Raw genomic sequence first — 19,805 nt, forward strand, 5'->3', positions numbered from 1 at the left:
GGCCGGTGGATGATCCACCGGCCCTTTGCGTTTATAATGTAGGTTGATTTGCCCTAACCTGCGGCTTCGGCGCGTTTGGCCTGCTGATGTTCATCTTCGATCAGGCCGATTTTCCAATATCCAGAAATATAAGCGTCACCTTTCGGCACGCCGCGCTGGTTTACGATTTCGTCGCGTAGGGTTTTGATCATGCTGCTTTCGCCTGCAATACAGGTCTGCACTTGACCCGAAAGTTCCGGCAGGGCGCGTATTTTATCGATGCTTTGCGCGTTTGGAATATGCGGGTCTGGATGGACAAGCCACTGAATTTCGATGCCCTCTGGCGCGTCTATTTCTTGCTTGTCTTCCGGTGTGGTAATTTCGAAAAAGGCGATCCCTTTGGCGTCACGCGGCATGGATTCAAGCGTTGCCGCAGCAACCGCCAAGGCCGACATGTCTGCCGCCAGAACATAGGTATCAGCGAAGAAGTCTTTTATCTTTACAGGGCCCGGTCCGGCAAATCCCACCACATCACCGGCTTTGCAACGCCGTGCCCATGCTGATGCAGGCCCGGCATCGCCGTGGTCAACAAAGTCGATGTCGATTTCACCGGCTTCAGCACGCAGGTAGCGGATTGTATAGGTCCTTACGTCTGGTCGTGGTCCGTCAGTAAGCTGGGTCTTGAATGCGTCGATGGGTTGATCGACCTTGGGCATGAACAGTTTAAAATGCGCGCCGTCGATGCCAGTTTCCAATGTCTTGATCCAATCGGCTGCACATGTGACGCGGATCATGTTTGGGGTCAGCCACGATTTTTGGGTTACTGTCATCAGCCGTGGCGTGCGTTTGGGTGGTTTGCTCATTAGTCTGTGCTTTCGTGTTTTGCCAGTATATGGCGTCACTAAATAGAGTAGGATGCGGGCGGCAGCGATTCCAGTAGCGCATTCCAATATGTGATATCAGCCGCCGGATCAGCGCCTAAGATTGTGATAGCGCGCGATTTTTCATCGTAAATCTCAAGTTGGGACAGGCGGCCAAATCGGGTCACCCAGACCGATGCGATCTGCGCAAGATCAAGCGCAAAGTTGCTGTTGTCCCCGCTGACCAATAGGATTTTGTCCGCCATCTGCGCTGTGCCAGAGGTAGCTAAATCACCTTGTATAAATCCTGATCCGGGAACGAGGCGTGCGTGACCTATTTTGCGGTCGCAAAGGAAAGATACAAAGCTGGTTAATGTTTGTTTGGCAACGGGCCAAGCCCGGCTTTTTCCGACATAGGGCAGGGTGGTGTGCCGCGTAACACCGCCATCCAGCAATATATCGTTCAAATGATGCCCTGTTTCGCGCTGATCCCAGTTGTCGCGGGCGTTGCGTACAGCAGCAAGCGGTACAACATCGCCGGGAATGGTTGGTGCTTGCGGCGCTGCGCATATTTCGTTTTGGGCCTCGATTGCGTTGATAACGCGGCCATCGTAATCACAGGCTGTTTCAATGCGGTGGGAAATGTCACCCCCGGCACATGCCAACACAAGTGATTGCCGGGCGTTGGTAGTGTCTTTCGACCTGAGCAGGTTTGTCGGTACATCCGGCGCGATGCGCATATTGATCCGATTACGCGATAACCTAAATGGCATTGCCGAGGTTTGGTACGGGGCGTAACCGCCACGACCTGTCAAAAGGGCGACGCCATTGTTGGTACTGATAAGTGAATCAGACAACTGTGTCCCAACAAGAGCCAAAGTATCAAGCCCCGCCCCAAGGGATGTAACCGGCCCTTGTTGGCGAAGCGCAGTCAATGTTCTGGGTAATGGTTGTTCCGAAGTACACAGGCAGGGGGCCTTAAGTTTGGGCATATGGTGCGCCTTTAATAGACGTCCCGCACATAGCGTTTTTCACGCTTAAGGCGGTTAACGTAGTCTGTTGCCGCCTCGGGGGTCATACCACCCTGGGTTTCGATGATGTGATGCAGCGCTGTGTCGACGTCCTTTGCCATATGGGTGGCGTCGCCGCAGACGTAAAAATACCCGCCTTCTTCAAGCTGCGCGTACAGATCTTTACCGTTTTCTGTCATCCTATGCTGAACATATATTTTTTCAGATTGGTCGCGCGAAAAGGCCAGATCAAGTCGCGTTAGCAAGCCGCTTTTGCTGAATTTTCCGATCTCGTCTTCGTAGATAAAGTCGCTTGTGCGGTGCTGATCCCCGAAAAAGAGCCAGTTCGTACCGGTAGCCCCACGGGCATGCCGTTCTTGCAAAAATGCGCGAAATGGTGCGATGCCTGTGCCGGGACCGACCATGATCATCGGGACGCTGTTGTCTTCTGGTACCCGAAAGCTTTTGTTAGGAGACACGAAAACGCCAGCTGTTGATCCTTGTGCACCCAGATCAGAAAGGAAAGTAGAACACACCCCACGGTGCGGTCGATTTTCATACATCCAGCGTACTGCAGCAACGGTCAGGTGGACCTCGCCGGGGTTTGCATTCGGGCTGGACGAGATCGAATAGGCCCGGTGTTGAATAGGCTTAAGCCATCCCAAGACCTGCGCGGGGTCAAGTGCAAGATCAGGCTTGAGGTTTAGCAAATCCAGCGTGTCCTTGCCCCACAAGAAATGCTCAAGCGCTTCTTTATCGCCGTTGGCGATGACGTGGCTCAGTTCATTATCCTCGACCAAGGGTTCCAAGGCGCGGATTAGGTCACGCGATGGCGTGGTGATTTCAAATTGCGTACTAAGCTGATCACCAATGGCCGTTCCATTGACATCTGTTTCAGCAGAAATACCAAAGCGATCCAGCCAGCCTTGCACAAGGTCAGGGGCATTGATCGGTATCACACCAAGCGCATCGCCCGCTTCGTATTTCAGGCCGCTGTCACCCAGATCGAAACCGATGTGACGAATTTCTTTGGCGGATTTCGTACCCGACAGGATGCGGTTTTCAATCATTTTCGCAGCATATGGGTTTTTGCGACCCCAGCCGGATTTCACGGATTTAGGGGTCGGCGCTGCGACAGGTGCTGCAGTGCCGGCATCTGGAATTGTGTTTGCAACCCATGCTTCAGCGGCGTCTTCGAAATCGACATCACAGTCGACCCGATCCGACAGACGTTTCGCCCCAAGTTGTTCAAGGCGTGTATCGACCAGTTTGCCGGCTTGGCAGAATGCATCATAACTGGTGTCACCAAGCGCGAGAACACCGTAGTTCAGGCTTTCCAAACGGGGGGCAGTACTGGCCGACAAGGCATCCCAGAATTGATGCGCATTGTCGGGCATTTCGCCTTCGCCGTAAGTGGAAATAATGACGATCAGATTTTGCATCGCCACAAGTTGGTCGATGCTGATGTCGTCCATTTCTGCGACGCGAGGGGTGAAACCTTTGGTACGGGCCAGATTTGCGGCGCTTTCGGCAACCGTTTCTGCGTTACCAGTTTGGGTGCCAAAGATGATGTCAATCGGTTTGCTTTCGACGGCCATTGCAGCAGGTGCGACCTGACCGGCACCCGTTGCCAATCGTGAATGTAACCCGGCAAAGAAACCGCCCAGCCAATTCTTTTGCTCGCCAGAAAATGGCGCGTCATGGGGGATATAGGGGACTTTTGTGATGGTATCGGTCATTTTCTACTCCGCAGGGACCCGAGCCAGAAGGTCAGGCATGGCGTTTTCAGCAAACAGTTCATCAAAGCTAGGGATGTGGCCCAAAGCGGTCCGATTTTTGGCGCTTTGGTGCATGATCCATGCATAGGTGCCGGGGCTGTCCATGCTTAGGATGTTGCGCATGCTTAGGGCGCGTTTGAAATCCGACAGCCGTTTGTTGGCAACAAGAGCGGCAAGCCCCGCGTCATCGTAGTCTTCGACGGATTTCTTGGCGTGTTTGGCAAGCGCAGACATGACGCCGAAATCTTCAGTCAGGATCAGGTTTCGGGCGGCTTTGTCACGGGCGACGCGGTCGGCCCCGCCAACCCGCTTTGTTGCGATGACCTGAGCCTGTTCCAGCACAATATAGCTGCCAAGAAGGCGGAACATTTCTGGTGTGTCCATTTCTCCGTAGGCAGGAAGCGCGCCACGGTGCACAGGACGCCCCTTTTTCCAAGCTGTCTTGAGCTCGGAAATTTGATGCGCAGCAAGCGCTGTGGATAGTTCGTCGATCAATTCTTTTCGCGACCGCGCTGCAAGGATGGCATCGGCATCCTGATATTGCAGCAACGCCTTTGGCATGATCCATGCCATATGAATACGGGTTGTTTCCCAGTTATCGAGCAGGTCACGCCCAATGGCCGAACCTGTTGCGTTAATGTGCCATGACAGCATCTGCTTGATTGCGTCTTCGTGGATCGCAGCATGCTCAGACCCATCAACCAACGTGCCCATCAGAACTGAATCATGGCTTATCATATCGGGAAGTCTGTTTTCAGGATCAAACTGATAGGCAAACCCGCCTGACATCCCGTTACCATAGCCTTTTGCAAAGCCACCTAAGTTCAATATCGCGCCGTTGGTCATGTACTCCGCGCAAAAATCACCGACACCTTCGACGACGGCTGTTGCACCCGAATTACGCACGGCGAAACGATCTCCGGCTTGCCCTTCGATAAAGGTCCGGCCGCCAGTTGCGCCAAACAGTGCGAAATTGCCAACAAGAACGTTTTCCGCCCCTTCGGCACCGCCCGGGCTTTGTACGATGATTTCGCCGCCTGATGCGCCTTTGCCGACGCCATCGTTACATGTGCCCGTGTGGGCCATAACCATGCCGTCATTGCAAAATGCACCAAAGCTTTGCCCCGCAGAGCCGTTGGTTACGATCCGAACGCTATTGTGATCCAAATAGCGGCGACCGCGTTTGTCTTGGAATGCCGCCGCTGGAAGGTCTGGCAGTTCGTGGTTCAGTATCCGTTCGATATCAATGCCAAGTTGCCCGCCAACTGTTTTATTTCGGTTATTCAGAGGGGCATTCGGGCGCAATTCAATCTGCTGTTCACTGCCGTCAATCAATCGTGCCTTGAGCTGATCCAGCAAAGCATCATCTACCGAAAAGTCTTTTTCCAAATACACGGGGTTATCGACCGGATTTTCTGGAACGCAGGTCAGCATCGCACGTAGATCCAATTTGCCTACCGACGCCGGATGGTCCAGCAGATGCAAAAGGTCAGTACGCCCGCGTGCCTGTTCCAAGGATGTTAGCCCGAGACCCGCAAGAATTTCACGGACTTCGTGGGCGATGTTCAGCAAATATTGCGCGAGCGCGCGTGGGTCGCCGTCGAATGCTTCGGCGTTTGTGGTCAGACCTGCGGGGCATTTCACGTTGCAGTTCTTTGCCATCACACACTTTAGCATCATCAAAGCGGTGGTGCCGAATTCAAAGCTGTCACCACCAAGCAACGCGCCTTTGACGACATCGGACCCGGTTTGCATTGCACCTGAACAGCGCAACATCACCTTTTGCCGGATCCCGTTGGCGCAAAGCGCCTGATGGACTTCGGCGATACCAATTTCCGCAGCGCGCCCGGTATATTTGAGCGAAGTCACAGCCGCAGCGCCTGTTCCCCCGGTGCCGCCAGCGACGTTTATGACATCTGCACCCGCCTTTGCAACGCCCACGGCGATGGTTCCGATCCCTTCGGAACTGACCAGTTTGACGATAACGCGCACGCGTGCGGCTTTGGCATCATGGATAAGCTGGCCAAGGTCTTCGATGGAATAGGTGTCGTGGTGGGGCGGCGGCGAGATAAGTTCTACCCCCGGTGTGCCGCCGCGTGCTGCGGCGATTTCGACGGTGACCTTTGGCGCTGGCAGTTGACCGCCTTCGCCGGGTTTCGCACCTTGGCCGATTTTGATCTCGATTTCTTCGAGGTTAGGGTCCGCCAGATACCCGGCCCAGACACCAAAGCGCCCTGATGCGAATTGTTTGATCCGGCTAGAACGAATGGTGCCGTAACGGCTGATATGTTCGCCGCCTTCGCCAGAGTTGGACATGCCGCCAACCATGTTTGTGCCGTGGGCGACGGCCTCGTGGGCCGAAGAAACCAGCGCCCCGTGCGACATCGCACCAGAGGCGAGGCGACCGGTGATGTCTGATGCAAGCTCAACTTGGCTAAGTTCAATGCGGTCTGGGGCTGTCCGCAGCCGCGATAAGTAGTCAAGCGCCATGCCGCGCGCCGCAACTTTGAGCACGCCTTTGGTGATGTGATGACCTTCGATGTCGTGGCCAAACCGGTCTACCAACGTCGTTGCCAGCACATCCAACCGCCCGATATCCTCGGCCTTTGGTCCTGTGAGGTGCAGCAGGAATTCGCCATTATCTAAGGGTTCGCACCGCAGCCCACGGATCACGAAATTGCGGTTTCCTGCGCGGTTAAACAGCATCATCTCGCGCTTCATTTCTTGGGTGGTATCAAGAAACGTAATATCCGCAGGGAAAGCCAACACATCGCGCAAAGCGGCCGGGCGGCGGTGCCGTTCTTCGGTCATTGTGCGGCTGAACGTGCGGTAGCCGGGGGTGATTTCAAAGCTGTTAATTTGGTCCGTGGTCAGTTTTTCAAATGACGTGTTCACATAACCCGCGTCATCAATACCAAATGCATCGTCCATCTGGCGCAGCGTCAACAGGCGCAACGGATCGGTTTCGCTTTCGGCCTTGGCAAAGCTGATGGGTTCTTCGGTCAGGTCCACAAATCCACGCACAGCCGTGGTGCCGTAACTATGGCCTGCACCTTCAGAGCGTTCTTTGAACAGACCAAGGATTGGGATGTCCTTGTCGCTTGCAACATTGAGCGCGCGTTCGTGCCAATCGGCGACTGATTTGGCCACAACATTAAATCGTACGCCGCCAACCGGCGTGTTCATGTTAGGCAGGTATTTTGCGAAAACCGGATCGTTTGTATCAAGAAAGTTAGGTTCAAAGAATTCGCCGCCGGAATAGCTTTCGACGGTACATAGGCCCACTTTACCCATGGTCTTCATCATCGCTTTTTCGGCCGCTTTTTTGAACTTACCATAGGCAATGGCCGCGTCGTTTCCGAACAGTTCTTCGGCGCGCATCCTGACGGACAGCGGATAAACAGCGGCCGCGCCAAAGCCCAAAGCACAGGCAATGTGATGCGACGAACAAATCTGCCCGCTTTCGACAACTAACGATACCTTGAAACCCACACCTTCTTGGATCAGGCGTTGATTGATCGCGGAAACGGCCAATGTCATCGGCAGCGGTGATTTCGCGCGGCACAGGTGCCGGTCAGTTAAAATAGCGATGCCGCCTTGCGTGCGGGCGAAATCGACAACTTGGTTGGCCACATCGTCAATAGCGTCAATAAGCGCGATTTCATTTGCAGTGGCGTCATTGAAAACCGGCGTGTACAGCGTGTCAAAGCGCGCCCAAGGGGTGTCTTTTTGCGCTTTGATCTTAAGCACATCGATCATGCGTAAGACGGGCGAATTCACCACGATTTGACGTGAACGGCTTTGGCCAAGGTGGGGTTTTTCGCCAAGCGCGACCCGCAGCGTCATCCCGTCAGATTCACGGATTGAATCAAGCGGAGGGTTTGTGACCTGTGCAAAACGCTGGCTAAAGTATTTCGCAACGCCGCCTTCATTGTCAGACAATGCGTTGATCGCGTTACCGTATCCCATTGCGGATACCTTTTCGACCCCGGTTTGCAGCATTGGGTCCATCAGGAATTTGAAGCTTTCCTGATTGAGCGTGTAACCAACATAGCGGGCAGGGCGTTCTAGATCGCCTTCATAGCGGCCCGCGGCCTCTGCGGGGTTACTCTCGGAGTGGGGGAGATCGTCAATGTTGATCTGTGCGGCGGCCAACAGCGCGGGATAGTCCTTGGCCTTGGCCAGCATCTCAAGCGCTTCGGTGGTTTCGTATGTACGGCCCGTGCTGTGGTCGAAATAAATCATCCCACCTGCTTCGACGCGGCCACGGCGCAGCACGTCATTGGGTGGAAAGTTAATCTGCCCCGCCTCTGACATGACGGCAAGATATTCATGTGTCTCGACCGAACGCATTGGCCGCAAGCCAAGCCGGTCTAGCCGCGCCCCGATAAGGGTTCCATTGCCAAACACAAGCGCGGCGGGGCCATCGTTTTTCTCTTCTGATAGGGAAAAATATTCAAGCATGGTGCGAACTTGGGGGGACAGGCGCGTGTCATTTTCCCATGCGGGGGGCATCATGGCGACAACGGCTGTGATCAGGTCGAGCCCTTCGTCGTAGACACGAGAGTTCAGAGTTTGATCCAAGCGGCAGCTGTCAGATTGCCCCTTGGGGCGCTGAATGGATTTGTTGCGGGCTAGCGCAATTGCGGCTTCGGACAGTCGGTTCTTTTTATCTGTGTTCAGCTCGCCGTTATGCGCCATCAATCGAAATGGCTGCGCCATTGATGGGTGCGGATCGGTATTGGTCGAAAACCGCGTGTGGAAATACATCGTGTGAACAGAATGTTCAGGGTCGGACAAGTCCTTGAAATAGGGGATGATTTCCCATGAATTTAAGCGACCTTTGAAAACCTGCATCCGCGACGACAGCGACAGCGGGTATAACCCATCAAGCGCTGGTTGGGTGTATGCGTCGGCTTCGATTGCTAACAATACTTGATGAATACGGCGATCAAACGCGTCTTGCGGCATTCCATCGGGTGCTGCGAAAATCCATTGACGCACCAACAGTTGATGTTTGACAGCGCGGTCGACGATTGCACTATTGTCGACGGGAACATCGCGGCTGTGCAGGACTGTCATGCCTTCGGCCTGAAGCGCGGTTTCGATCAGGGTGTTGGCGTGTTCATGCTGCGCAATATCCACCGGCAGAAAGAAATTCCCAACACCAAATTGCCCAGATGATAGGGTTTGACCGCAAAGTTTGCTGAAGAAATTAAGCGACAAATCAACAGATATGCCTGCCCCGTCGCCAACGCCTTCGGATGACATGCCACCGCGATGCGGCACCGCACACAAGGCTTCGTGCCCACGCTTCAGAACGTCATATGTCTGCTGGCCGTCTTTTCGGGTCAGGAACCCAACGCCACATGCGCTGTGTTCAAGTGTTGGATCATAAAGACCATATGTCGATGGATTGACCTGCAAGCCGATCTCCCAAAAGTCAAAGAGTGCGCAAAGGGTTAACTTTACGGCACGATGATTTATGTGGTGTCTGGCTATTCGCTGGATCGCTTTGAAAGCGTGCAGTGTCGATAAACGTCAAATCCCCAAACTGCAAGAATATGAGGTGAAAATTCGTGTGGCGGCGCGAATGAATGTGCCGTGCCACTATCAATTCCCGCCGCTTAGCTTAAGGGAGGTTGGGATGTTAAGGAGAATGAACGATGGAAACTTCACACACTGTGCCGGAACTGGTTGCGGCTGCGCAGGCCGATGCAAAAACGTCCCAAGACAAGATTGCAGCGGTTCGGGAACATTTTGAAGGTTCCAACGGATCAAAGGCACAAGTTGAAGACCTGCGCGCCGCTTATATCGCGCTTGAAGCTGTTGTAGTGGATACGTTTACGTTGTTCGAACGGCAGATGCAGCACCACTTTAAGCGCGGACCGTTTTCGCGAAAACTAAGGGCTGCATTGTTGGATTCTGGAAAAGCCGACCTCGCTGATCGGGTGCATCAATACTATCTTGCGGTGAATGTGCTAAAACATGGTAAGGGCGCGAGCTACCGTGAACTGCTTGCTGTGCGTTCCGGAATTATCCACGTCAGACCTGCCGAGATGTTTTATCCAGATGAGGGGCCGGCCCCTTCTGGGTTGATTGATATTGGTGTTCCGGGGTTCTTTGATGGGCTCGCAGCGACGCTTCTTGAGGCGTATCAGTTTTTGGAAAATCGCTAGCGCTGTGATCCCATTAAAATAATAAAGCGGCGCCAGCGCCCCAACTAAGAAAGTCCACACATCCAATGGCTGATCCATGCATGAAGATGGTGTTGGTAACACCTGAAATTCCTTACAATACTGGCGCTATTGGGCGGACAAGCGTTGCTTTGAACCTCGAACTGATCTTAATCAAACCCTACGGGTTTTCCTTAGATGAAAAAGCCGTGCGGCGTGCGGGAACGGATTATTGGAAATATGTAAACCTGACGGAATACGATAGTTGGCAGTGCTTTTTGGATGATCAAAAGCCATCTTTAGACCAGCTGTTCTTTTTCGAAGAACACGGATCGCAAACGATCTATGATCCTGTTTACCCGCAAGATGCCTATTTGGTATTTGGATGTGAATCCAAAGGGCTACCGCCCGAGGTTCTAAATGGCATGGACGATCGGATATTCAGTTTGCCGATGCTTGATACACGTGTGCGATCATTGAATTTGGCCAATGTCGCCACTGCTGTCATCTATCAAGCAATGCGCGGAAAGCTGGGCGGCTGAAAACAGCCGACCACGAATGTGTGTCACATCCGTGTCACCTAAAGATAGTCACCTTTGATCAACCCCAAGTGGTTTTGTGATGCAAGGCCACGCAGATCAAAAAGGTGCCCCATGCCCAACGTTAGTGCGTCCACCCCATCGAGTGCAGTTGATCCGTCTTCGGTTGATCCAGATAATATTGCGGCGTGGGAAGACGCCCAAGAACAAGCCAAAGATGCAGGTATTCGTTGGGAACGTCCGGCGAATGACAGGCGCACGGCGCAAGAAATCGTTGACGACAGCCCGCTGTTAAAAAACCTTGGTAACCAAAGCGGTGTGCGGGATGCGCTGGAAAAGCGGGTTGGTGGTAAGATTGGTGTTGACGCTGACGCCACCTATCGTGCGGTGCAGGTTTTGGAACATATCGAACGTTTTGATGCCAAAGGTGATCGTCAGGTCGGCGGAGGCGTGGGCGACGATAAAATCAATGGTTTTAAGAAAAGCGGTGATGCGGTTCATGGAACAGAAGCTGGTCGCCTACAAGATTTTGGAAAATACGGGTTTTCGCGGCTTGAGGGAGAGTTGCAGCATATCACGACAGCCGCCGAAGACTCTGTTGCGCGTGAGCAGGCAGAGGCGCTTGGGATTGTGTGGGAGTTGCCAGATGATGATACCCGTAGTGCGCAAGATATTATCGATGATAATCCGCTGCTGCGAAACCTAGGCACGCAAAGCAACGTCAAAGAGATGCTAAAAGAACGGGTTGGCGACTTTGAAAATGATGCAGATGCCGCTTATCGCGCGGTACAAGTTTTGCGGCATGTCGAACAGTTTGATAGCAATGGAAACCGGATCGCGAACACCGACATCGGGAACGGCAGGATTGACGGTTTCACGAGCAGCGACGAAGCGCGGAATGGAACCGAAGCGGGACGCCTTCAAGACTTTGGCAAATATGGGTTTTCCAATCTGAAAGGCCAGATTCGACAGACGTCAGAAGCCGCAGGCAACACAAAAGCGCAGGAAGTGGCTGCCGCGCTAGGGATTCAATGGGAACGCCCAGAAGGCGATCAACGCAGCGCCCGCCAGATTATTGAGGGTGCCGCGTTACTGAAAAACCTTGGTAACCAAAGCGACATTAAAACAATGCTGAAAGAGCAGGTCGGTGATTTCGAAAACGATCCTGATGCGGCTTTTCGTGCGGTTCAGGTTCTAAAACACATCGAAACCTATGATGGTGACGGGAACAGCACCGGCGGTGGGGACGTCGGGAACGGCAGCATCGATGGCTTTGGCAAAAGCGGAGAGGCAAAGCACGGCAGCGAAGCTGGGCGGCTGCAGGATTTTGGCAAATTCGGGTTTTCAAGCCTCAGGGGTGAAATGGAGGATGTGATTACTCCTGCAATGGACGCCAAAGAAGCCAAAGAACGCACCGATGCTGTGAACGCTGCACGCAAGGAAGCGGGCCTGCCGCCCTTGGAAGAGCTTGACATCGCGGCATTGGATACAACGGAAAAAGACAAAGACGGTAATATCCTAACGGTTACCGAATTGGCGTGGCAGACTGTCATGGCCGATTGGAAGGCTGGTATCGACGACGGGTCGATCGCGGCGGATGATGACCGTGCCAAACTGTTTCGGGCGCTTAAGGCAGGGTCGTATCTGGATGATGGCGCAGGGGTGTTTACCTTGAACATCAGCACAGGTGTCGATGTAGAACCCGTACTGGGTCGTGATTTTGAAGACATCATTGATGAAACCAAAGTGAACGACGCAATTGCCGAATTAATGAGTTCGGAGGCTGTATCGGCGGATATCACAGAGGCCCGCGAGATCGCGCTAGGTAAGGTCGAAGGCGGCGCTGATATTGTCCAAGACCTAAAGGATATGGCCTTTGGTGCGGATTATGTGAAAATGATCCAAGACCTGATTACTGACGGGAAAGATCAGGTCGCGCAGGATGATATCACAGCAACCTATTCGTCATTGCTGGCGGCTGATCCTGACGCTGCCGCAGCATTCGCCCAAAACATGGAACTGAATGCCATGACGATGGAGCTGGACAGCCTGATGGCTGACCCCGGCATGATTAGCGAAGAAAACCTGACCCAAGCGGGTACTGACCTTGTCAAAGTGTTCCTGACGCTAATCAAAAAAGGCGGGCTTGATCTGGGACGGCGTGCCGCCGAGGCCGAAAAATTCTTTACCGAGATGCTGGGAAATAAAAAGACGGCCAAAGATTTCAGTGCTGCGCTTCAGGAATTGGGAGCTACGTATTCTAAGACGGGCACGGTGACCCAAAAAGATGTCGATAAGGTGCTAGGAAATGGCAAATACAGCAGTCTAGAGGGATCAACCGTTCGTGCGGTTTTTAGTGACCTGACCAAGAAAGGCATCATCGGATCATTGGGGGGTGCGGTTTCCCTGATTTCAGCGATTTATCAACTGTCTGGTAAGGGTGGCACGCTGGCCGACACCCCAGAAGAACGGTTGGCGATAGCCAAGGATTTTATCAGCTTTATCGGGTCGGGAAAACACTTTGCTGATTTGGCGAACCACATCATTGGCGACTACAACAAAGAGGTTAAAACCTTTAACGAAAATATAGATCGTGAGTATGAAAACGCGGGACGCCCCGCGGACCAAGACCCGGACGCCAAAAAGAAGTCTCCAGCTAAGCCACTGATTGGAATGGATAAGACCCTTGATGATTTATTCAAGGTTCCGTCTGATGTGATCCATGGGGATCACCGCGATGTACGCGCGTTTGAAGCAGCATTTGAAAGCGCGATTGATAGCTCGTCCAAAAGTGACACCTACAAAAGCACTGTCATTGACATGAGCGATGCTGAATATGGAAAATTGGTTCAAGGTGTCGAGCAAGGCTATCAGCTGCGCCCCGAAGTCAAGGGGCCGGATGGGAAGCCAGCGTCGCAGATGCCGTTGTAAAAGGCGCAACGCTTCATGTCGGCGGCAAAGCCAAAGGCACAATGTTTCCTGCCACTGTCCTATCTGGGGTGAAACCGGGCATGCGTGCATTTGAAGAAGAAATCTTTGGCCCAGTGGCTGTGATAGCCGGGTTTGATGACGATGATCATGCGGTTAAGTTAGCAAAGATGTCCGATTTTGGGCTGGCTGGCAGCGTTATTGGCGGCAATGTGGCGCGGGCCCGGGCGGTTGGGAACCGTCTTCGGGTTGGTCACCTGCACATCAACGATCAGCCCGTGATTTCATCACCACTCGCCCCGTTTGGCGGACGCGGGAAATCTGGCAACGGAACAAGAATATCGGGCCCAGCGATTTGGGAAGAATTCACACAATACGTCTGGATCACCACCAAACCGGCCGCCACAGCGTATCCGTTTTAGTCAAAAAAAACGATAAAGCGGCTTATCACTGATTTATCGTGCCCCAGCGCACAGCACACACTTAGCCCGACCAGTATTCGATTAAGCGCGCGGTGAACATTTCGTTTCGCGCTCAACTCAATGAACCAACAAGGGACAAATATTATGTGTGTAAGTGTAGCATTTACTGCAGGCTGTACATTCGGTGACGTAGAAGAGGCGACAAAAGCCGCTGCTGCGAACCCGGTTCAGGTGACTGAAGGATGCGTTAGCGTTCTGTTCACAGCTGGCTGTTCTTTTGGCGATGTCGCCGAAGCACAAGCCGCAGCACAAAAACATATGGATGCGCTTGGCGCGTCTAAGCTTGGCTGTGTTTCAACAGCGTGGACAGCTGTCTGCACTGTTTAAAACCAATGAGGCAGTAGCGTTTGCTGCTGCCTCTTTTCCGCTAAGCCAACGCTTAAGGACAGTCCGTGGAACCCATCGCCCGCAATATTATCCAGACCCTTGAAGGCCAAAACTTGATATCGCGCACAGATATTGTGAACGGCTCAACAGTTTTTCTGATGGGGCGGCAGCGGAATCGGTTCTTTGTTTTTAAGCAACTTCATGGGCGGTCATTTTTTATCAAACAGGCGCATGAAGGCGAGGCGGGCACATTTGAATCCGTGACGACCGAAGCGAAAATTTACCAAGCCGTAGCAACGAAACCCGCATTCGCGCACCTTTGCTCTGTGATGCCGCGTCTGCTGCATTTTGATCCAACGACCGCGTCGATGACGCTTGAACTTATTACAGACGCGGAAGACCTTGGGACGAAATCACGTCGCATTGGGCAGATTACACCAACGCAAGCCGCGCAGATGGGCGTTATCGCAGCCCACTATCATGATATTCCGCGCTCTGAGATCGCCGATCTTGGCATCGCATTCGAAGAAAAACCGCATTGGATATTCCGCCTAAACGAAGAACCCAGCCCATTGTCGTCGCTAAAAGGTCGCAGTAAAGCGAGCGCCGAAATCATCGATATGATTATGGCGCAGCCTGACCTTGGTAAGTGCCTTGAGCGGTCCAAAAAGAATTGGAATTCGCAATGCCTGATCCATGCGGATTTCAAATGGGAAAACTTTCTTTGCGTATCTCCGAATGAAAACAACGAGGATGAAACGCTTAAAATTCTGGACTGGGAACGTGCCGATATTGGCGACCCGGCGTGGGATGTGGGGTGTGGGCTGGCTGCATTTGTTATTCATCGGGCGATGAAAGCACCTGTAATAGATGGGGAAACATTCGATATGCGTCAATCCTTTGCTGAAATGCGCGCATTTTGGGATGGGTACATCAGTAAGGGCACTATGACCGGTCAAGATTTGGAAACCTTTTGCGCCAAATCCATTGATATGATGGCCGCACGGCTGTTGGTTGCCGCATATGAGCATTGCTATGGCGTGGATAGCGCGCCGCCACTTGCAATTGCATTAGTGCAGTTGGCAAAGATGCTTTCTGGGTCGCAGGCCTATGATGTTTATGGAAAGATACTATTACAAACGTCTCGGCGCGCAGCATGAAGAACCTGTTGCAAACATTCGTGGCCAGCGTTCGCCTACAAGATGATGGGCAGATCATTTTTCTGGGTCATCCGGCTCAAGAGTCCGCGACGCCTGATGCCAATCCGGCGCAGCGGTTAACAGAAATGGTCTACAAATATCTATACACGCATCCAGATGGTCAGATTGCCGATGCTTTTCAGGCGACGCCTTCGGATGACGGCCTTATTGCTAAGATTTCAGAAGCTAACGCAACCAAACGGACGGTTCAGGATGGTTGGATCGTGCGCACCCCGCAAGCCGATGGTGCGGTTATCGCGGAACGGTATGGGGCGGTGCGCAAGTTTGTAGCAGGGCAGTATTTGGCCGATCCAGATGCAACACCAATCCGACAGGGATCGCCTGTAACCGTAACCCATCTTGCAGGTTCCAAAACGCTGCAGCCGGGATTTTTCCACATTTTCGGGCAAGAGCAGTTGGATATTGCCGAATTGGCCAAGGTCGTTCGGCTTTATTTCAACCTCGCATCCCCACAATCGGCAGCCCCGGTTGCAAAGCTCTTGTCTGAAACGCTGAATGAATATGGCATTCCCTTTACCTATAAAACGGCGGTGCGCGTTTGCGATTATTCACGTTCTGATACTGCAGTGCTGTATCTGCCGAAACGCGTATTCGAAGTTAGCGCCATGGTGATTTCGCGAAAATTGAGCGCGTTGAAGCCATTGTTAGATCCATCCCCGCCCACGTTTACCAAACCAATTGCGCATGGCATCGGCCTTGCAGAGGACCCAGCAGATGCGGTCAGTTTTGGCGCTTCGCGCAGCGGTTTGGTGGCGCAGGCGATGCTGCGTGCCCAAAATGGTGATGCCATTTGCCCGACACGGTTTTGGGACGCATTTACCGATTTCTGCGCGCTAGAAAATTTGGATATCAATCGGCTGTATCTAAATCCGGGTTCGACAGACACTTACGACCTGCCCAGTTTCCAATCCGAGATAGTAAAATGAACGACGAACAGACGTTAGGCGCCGCATTTGGCATTGGGAAGGCGCTTGTTCGGGATGCGATTTGGGATCAAGATCGGTGCAACTGGCTTGGGCCTATGAATGATACGTTTCTTGGGTCGATGCTGTCGGGGTATGGGTCGCTTGGCCCCAGTATTTACGACGGCACCGCTGGAATTGCGTTGTTCTTGGCGCAGCTTGGCAAGATAACGGGCGACCCCATTGTGACCCGCACTGCATTGGGTGCGATTAACCACGCAACGTCGCGGTATTCCGATTGCCCGGACACGGTTTCATTGTCGTTTTATACCGGCCAAGTCGGGGTAGGTTATGCTGCCATCACGATTGGTCAGCTTATGGATCAACCAGCGTTGGTTGATTCAGGTAAGCGGATTATTGTTGATGTGCTTAGCGCCGATTTACAGGGTAAATGCGTGCTGGACGTGATGTTGGGCGTGTCGGCATCCATTCCAGCGATCATTTCTTTGGAAGACACCCTTGGCCGGGATGTGATCAAGGCCCCATTGTTAGCTTGGGGCGACAAAATCCTTAACCTTGCGACCGAAGACGACGCTGGCCTATCGTGGAACACAACATCCGAGATGCAAGTGAACGCAAGCGGCGCTGATTGGATGGAACCATCATCGACGGCCAAGCCCAACCTGTTGGGATACGGTCATGGTGCATGCGGTATCGGGCTTGCGTTGCTGGAACTTGGCATTGCGTTCGATGTTCCGGCGATGGTTAGTGCCGGGAAACGCGCCTTTGACTATGAAAGTCATTGGTTTGATGATGCGCAGCAAAGCTGGCCAGACTTACGGTATCACGGCGATACGACGGCAACTGGCCGGACCGAGGTCGCGTGGTGCCACGGATCAACCGGTATTGGCCTTGCCCGGTTACGGGCCTTTGCATTGACAGGGGACCCTGTTTTTCAAGCCGAGGCAAAGACAGCATCGCGGCTTACGCAACAGACGCTGATGACACGACTGAAACCACAGACAAACATGTGTTTATGTCATGGGGTTTGTGGTGATGTAGAATTGTTTATCAATGATCATGACACGCTGTCAGGCGACGAAGATCTGGTCGTCGGTGCGGTGCAGGATTTCATTGCCAATACCTTTGTCGATGCAGATCGACCATTCCCTTACGGCGGTGGTGACCGGCATCAACCGCCGGGGTTCATGCTTGGTTTGGCGGGCACCGGGTACGCGCTGTTGCGCACTATGAACACTGGAAAACCACCATCATTATTGTGTGTCGGTAACGGATAGCTTGATCATATATCGTTTGAAACCTAAGCCCCCGGATGTTTATTGGCGGCTTAGGAACACAACAGTTACCGGTTGTTTGCCTTACGCCAAACCTTGAAATCATCGCTATGTTTGTCTTGGGTGCAAGGGTACAGGCCGATGATCGCTTCGCCGTCTTTGACCCGTTCGACCACGAAATCTTCGTAGGCGGACATTTCGACGGCTTCGTTTGCTACTTCTTCCGCCAGGTGCGCCGGGATCACGATGACGCAATCGGCGTCGCCAACGATGATATCGCCGGGGAACACGGGTGCGTCGCCGCAACCGATCGGTTCATTGATGGCGATGGCTTCGTTGTTGGTCAGGTTTGTGGGGCTGGATGGCCGTGTGTGGTAGGCTGGAATGTCTAGTTCCGCGATCACCGCCGCATCACGAAAACCGCCGTCTGTCACAACACCAGCGCCGCCACGTTTCATCAGCCGCGTGATCAGAATATCACCTGCAGATGCGGCGTCAGCCTGTTTGCGACTATCCATGACAAGCACGGCACCTTTTGGGCAGGTTTCAATTGCGACCCGCTGGGGGTGCTCTGGATTGCGGAATTCGGCAAGCGTATTGCGGTCTTCGCGGGCGGGCATGTAGCGCAGCGTGAATGCTGGGCCGACCATGTTTTTGCCTTTCCAGCCAACTGGATTAACACCTTGAATCACCTGATGGCGCAGTCCGCGTTTGAAAAGGGCGGTTGCCAGCGTTGCGACTGAAACGCCCATTAGCTTTTCGCGTGTTTCATTATTCATCTGGTTTATCCTTGTCCAAGATCGTCAGGCAAAACGCCCGCTGGCATGTTCTGGTAGCAAACGGGGCGTAGGAAACGGCGAATGGCCATTGTACCGACGGATGTTGCGCCAAAGTTTGTTGATGCAGGGTAGGGACCGCCGTGAACCATCGTGTCTGAGACCTCGACCCCGGTTGGAAAGCCGTTGGCCAGCACGCGACCTGCTTTGCGTTCAAGCACAGGAACTAGCGCACGGGCGGCGTCTGTGTCGCCGTCATCCATGTGGATCGTGCAGGTCAGTTGCCCCTCAAGCGCGCGTGCGACTTGCTGCATTTCTTGCAGGTCTTTCACAATGACAACCATGCCGAGGGGACCGAAAACCTCTTCGCCAAGTTCGGCATTCGCAAGCCAGTCAGCACTTGTTGTCACAAACAGATAAGGTGTTGCGTTGCGCAAGTCACACGATGTGGACAGCACGCTGCGCACACCTGCAGAGGCGGCGATCCGGTCGCGTCCGGCGCGGTAGGCCGCTGCGATCCCGTCGGTTAGCATGACTTGGGCGTCTGTTTCACCCAGTACCTTTGCGGCTGTGTCGACATAGGCTTGGGCCTCTGGGCTGTCGATCACGACCGAAATACCCGGGTTGGTGCAAAACTGCCCGGCACCCATTGTCAACGATCCTGCCCAACCTGTCGCGATGTCATTGCCGCGTGCGGTCATCGCATTGGGCAGCAGGAACATGGGGTTCACGCTGCCTAATTCGCCGAAAAAGGGGATGGGTTCGGGGCGTTGCGCACATAGATCAAACAGCGCACGCCCACCGGCAAGTGATCCGGTAAACCCGACGGCCTTGATCAGAGGGTGTTGGACCAGCGATTGTCCCACATCGCGTTTACCACCTTGGATCAGTGAAAATACACCTGCGTGCAGGCCGCATTTTTGGATCGCGGCATGGATCGCTTCGGCGACGATTTCGCCGGTGCCGGGATGCGCGCTGTGGCCTTTGACAACGACAGGGCAACCCGCCGCAAGGGCAGAGGCCGTGTCGCCACCCGCTGTCGAAAACGCGAGCGGAAAGTTGGATGCGCCAAAAACTGCGACAGGACCAACGGGGCGTTGCATCAGCCGTAATTCAGGGCGGGGTAGGGGTGCGCGATCAAGAAGCGATGCGTCAAAACGACGATCCAAATAATCGCCATCCAGAATATGCTGCGCGAATAGTCGTAGCTGGCCAACCGTCCGGCCGCGTTCGCCAATCAGACGGGTTTCTGGCAGGCCGGTTTCTTGGGTTCCAATCTGAGTGATCGCGTCGCCGCGTGCGTCGATTTCATCAGCGATGGCGTTTAAAAACGCCGCACGATCCGCACGAGAGCTATAGCCGTATGACCAAAACGCATCTTCGGCGGCCTTTGCGGCCTGATCCACCAGATCAGGGGTGCCAACGCAAAACGCATGTGCATCCCCATGCGCGGGTTCAGAGTTGAATTTTTGATCGGTAGCGACCCAAGCGCCCGCGATCAGATGTTTGCCGTGTGGAACAAAGCTCATGGTT

The 19,805-nt window shown here is 53.6% G+C and carries 14 protein-coding genes; 8 read left to right on the plus strand and 6 right to left on the minus strand.

The window, feature by feature from the left end; genetic code table 11:
- Nucleotides 1-53: 53 nt before the first annotated feature.
- From CLV80_RS12365 to CLV80_RS12380, 4 genes are read right to left on the minus strand one after another with little or no spacing between them, the layout of a single operon-like run.
- On the minus strand, nt 54-842 hold the full coding sequence (locus CLV80_RS12365; protein WP_243394549.1) for a siderophore-interacting protein: 789 nt from the start codon (nt 840-842) through the stop codon (nt 54-56).
- 38 nt (nt 843-880) lie between these two features.
- A complete protein-coding gene (locus tag CLV80_RS12370) occupies nt 881-1,831 on the minus strand; it encodes a hypothetical protein (protein ID WP_133169775.1) in 951 nt (316 codons plus the stop codon).
- Nucleotides 1,832-1,842: 11 nt separating this feature from the next.
- Nucleotides 1,843-3,588, minus strand: a complete 1,746-nt coding sequence (locus tag CLV80_RS12375; RefSeq protein WP_106358252.1) for a diflavin oxidoreductase — start codon at nt 3,586-3,588, stop codon at nt 1,843-1,845.
- A gap of 3 nt (nt 3,589-3,591) precedes the next feature.
- On the minus strand, nt 3,592-9,054 hold the full coding sequence (locus CLV80_RS12380; protein ID WP_106358253.1) for a glutamate synthase-related protein: 5,463 nt from the start codon (nt 9,052-9,054) through the stop codon (nt 3,592-3,594).
- Nucleotides 9,055-9,293: 239 nt separating this feature from the next.
- Between CLV80_RS12380 and CLV80_RS12385 the strand changes: the two genes are divergently transcribed.
- The 8 genes from CLV80_RS12385 to CLV80_RS12420 all read left to right on the plus strand — a co-directional run bounded on the left by CLV80_RS12385 (nt 9,294) and on the right by CLV80_RS12420 (nt 17,499).
- Nucleotides 9,294-9,806 (plus strand): hypothetical protein, encoded by a 513-nt coding sequence (locus tag CLV80_RS12385; RefSeq protein WP_106358254.1) that lies wholly within the window; start codon nt 9,294-9,296, stop codon nt 9,804-9,806.
- Between the two features lie 65 nt (nt 9,807-9,871).
- Nucleotides 9,872-10,345 (plus strand): tRNA (cytidine(34)-2'-O)-methyltransferase, encoded by a 474-nt coding sequence (locus CLV80_RS12390; RefSeq protein ID WP_106358255.1) that lies wholly within the window; start codon nt 9,872-9,874, stop codon nt 10,343-10,345.
- Between the two features lie 111 nt (nt 10,346-10,456).
- Entirely contained in the window at nt 10,457-13,273 is a 2,817-nt protein-coding gene (locus tag CLV80_RS12395; RefSeq protein ID WP_106358256.1) for a type III effector HrpK domain-containing protein, read from the plus strand.
- Nucleotides 13,186-13,692: an aldehyde dehydrogenase family protein gene (locus tag CLV80_RS12400; protein ID WP_243394559.1), complete on the plus strand. Its 507-nt coding sequence runs from the start codon at nt 13,186-13,188 to the stop codon at nt 13,690-13,692. Before CLV80_RS12395 ends, CLV80_RS12400 begins: the two co-directional genes overlap by 88 nt.
- Before the next feature lie 144 nt (nt 13,693-13,836).
- Nucleotides 13,837-14,079, plus strand: coding sequence for a hypothetical protein (locus tag CLV80_RS12405; protein ID WP_106358258.1), 243 nt, complete (start codon nt 13,837-13,839; stop codon nt 14,077-14,079).
- Nucleotides 14,080-14,144: 65 nt separating this feature from the next.
- Nucleotides 14,145-15,239 (plus strand): phosphotransferase, encoded by a 1,095-nt coding sequence (locus CLV80_RS12410; RefSeq protein WP_106358259.1) that lies wholly within the window; start codon nt 14,145-14,147, stop codon nt 15,237-15,239.
- Complete coding sequence (locus CLV80_RS12415; RefSeq protein WP_106358260.1) at nt 15,236-16,225, plus strand: T3SS effector HopA1 family protein; 990 nt, start codon at nt 15,236-15,238, stop codon at nt 16,223-16,225. Before CLV80_RS12410 ends, CLV80_RS12415 begins: the two co-directional genes overlap by 4 nt.
- Nucleotides 16,222-17,499, plus strand: coding sequence for a lanthionine synthetase LanC family protein (locus CLV80_RS12420; RefSeq protein WP_106358261.1), 1,278 nt, complete (start codon nt 16,222-16,224; stop codon nt 17,497-17,499). The genes CLV80_RS12415 and CLV80_RS12420 overlap by 4 nt, the downstream gene beginning before the upstream one ends.
- Nucleotides 17,500-17,564: 65 nt before the next feature.
- Here CLV80_RS12420 and CLV80_RS12425 read toward each other — a convergent pair whose 3' ends face one another.
- Both CLV80_RS12425 and CLV80_RS12430 read right to left on the minus strand, forming a co-directional pair.
- Complete coding sequence (locus CLV80_RS12425) at nt 17,565-18,275, minus strand: ribonuclease activity regulator RraA (protein WP_106358262.1); 711 nt, start codon at nt 18,273-18,275, stop codon at nt 17,565-17,567.
- A 5-nt stretch (nt 18,276-18,280) separates the two neighbouring features.
- Nucleotides 18,281-19,801 (minus strand): aldehyde dehydrogenase (NADP(+)), encoded by a 1,521-nt coding sequence (locus CLV80_RS12430; RefSeq protein ID WP_106358263.1) that lies wholly within the window; start codon nt 19,799-19,801, stop codon nt 18,281-18,283.
- Nucleotides 19,802-19,805 lie beyond the last annotated feature (4 nt).

Origin of the sequence: Yoonia maritima, assembly GCF_003003285.1 — a bacterium.
Taxonomy (GTDB): domain Bacteria; phylum Pseudomonadota; class Alphaproteobacteria; order Rhodobacterales; family Rhodobacteraceae; genus Yoonia; species Yoonia maritima.

What these genes read in the sequence shown, in the direction of transcription:
- CLV80_RS12370 (WP_133169775.1), bottom strand. Translation starts at nt 1,831, where the DNA reads ATGCCCAAACTTAAGGCCCCCTGCCTGTGTACTTCGGAACAACCATTA.
- CLV80_RS12395 (WP_106358256.1), top strand. Translation starts at nt 10,457, where the DNA reads ATGCCCAACGTTAGTGCGTCCACCCCATCGAGTGCAGTTGATCCGTCT.
- CLV80_RS12390 (WP_106358255.1), top strand. Translation starts at nt 9,872, where the DNA reads ATGGCTGATCCATGCATGAAGATGGTGTTGGTAACACCTGAAATTCCT.
- CLV80_RS12415 (WP_106358260.1), top strand. Translation starts at nt 15,236, where the DNA reads ATGAAGAACCTGTTGCAAACATTCGTGGCCAGCGTTCGCCTACAAGAT.
- CLV80_RS12430 (WP_106358263.1), bottom strand. Translation starts at nt 19,801, where the DNA reads ATGAGCTTTGTTCCACACGGCAAACATCTGATCGCGGGCGCTTGGGTC.
- CLV80_RS12425 (WP_106358262.1), bottom strand. Translation starts at nt 18,275, where the DNA reads ATGAATAATGAAACACGCGAAAAGCTAATGGGCGTTTCAGTCGCAACG.
- CLV80_RS12420 (WP_106358261.1), top strand. Translation starts at nt 16,222, where the DNA reads ATGAACGACGAACAGACGTTAGGCGCCGCATTTGGCATTGGGAAGGCG.
- CLV80_RS12385 (WP_106358254.1), top strand. Translation starts at nt 9,294, where the DNA reads ATGGAAACTTCACACACTGTGCCGGAACTGGTTGCGGCTGCGCAGGCC.
- CLV80_RS12375 (WP_106358252.1), bottom strand. Translation starts at nt 3,588, where the DNA reads ATGACCGATACCATCACAAAAGTCCCCTATATCCCCCATGACGCGCCA.
- CLV80_RS12405 (WP_106358258.1), top strand. Translation starts at nt 13,837, where the DNA reads ATGTGTGTAAGTGTAGCATTTACTGCAGGCTGTACATTCGGTGACGTA.
- CLV80_RS12365 (WP_243394549.1), bottom strand. Translation starts at nt 842, where the DNA reads ATGAGCAAACCACCCAAACGCACGCCACGGCTGATGACAGTAACCCAA.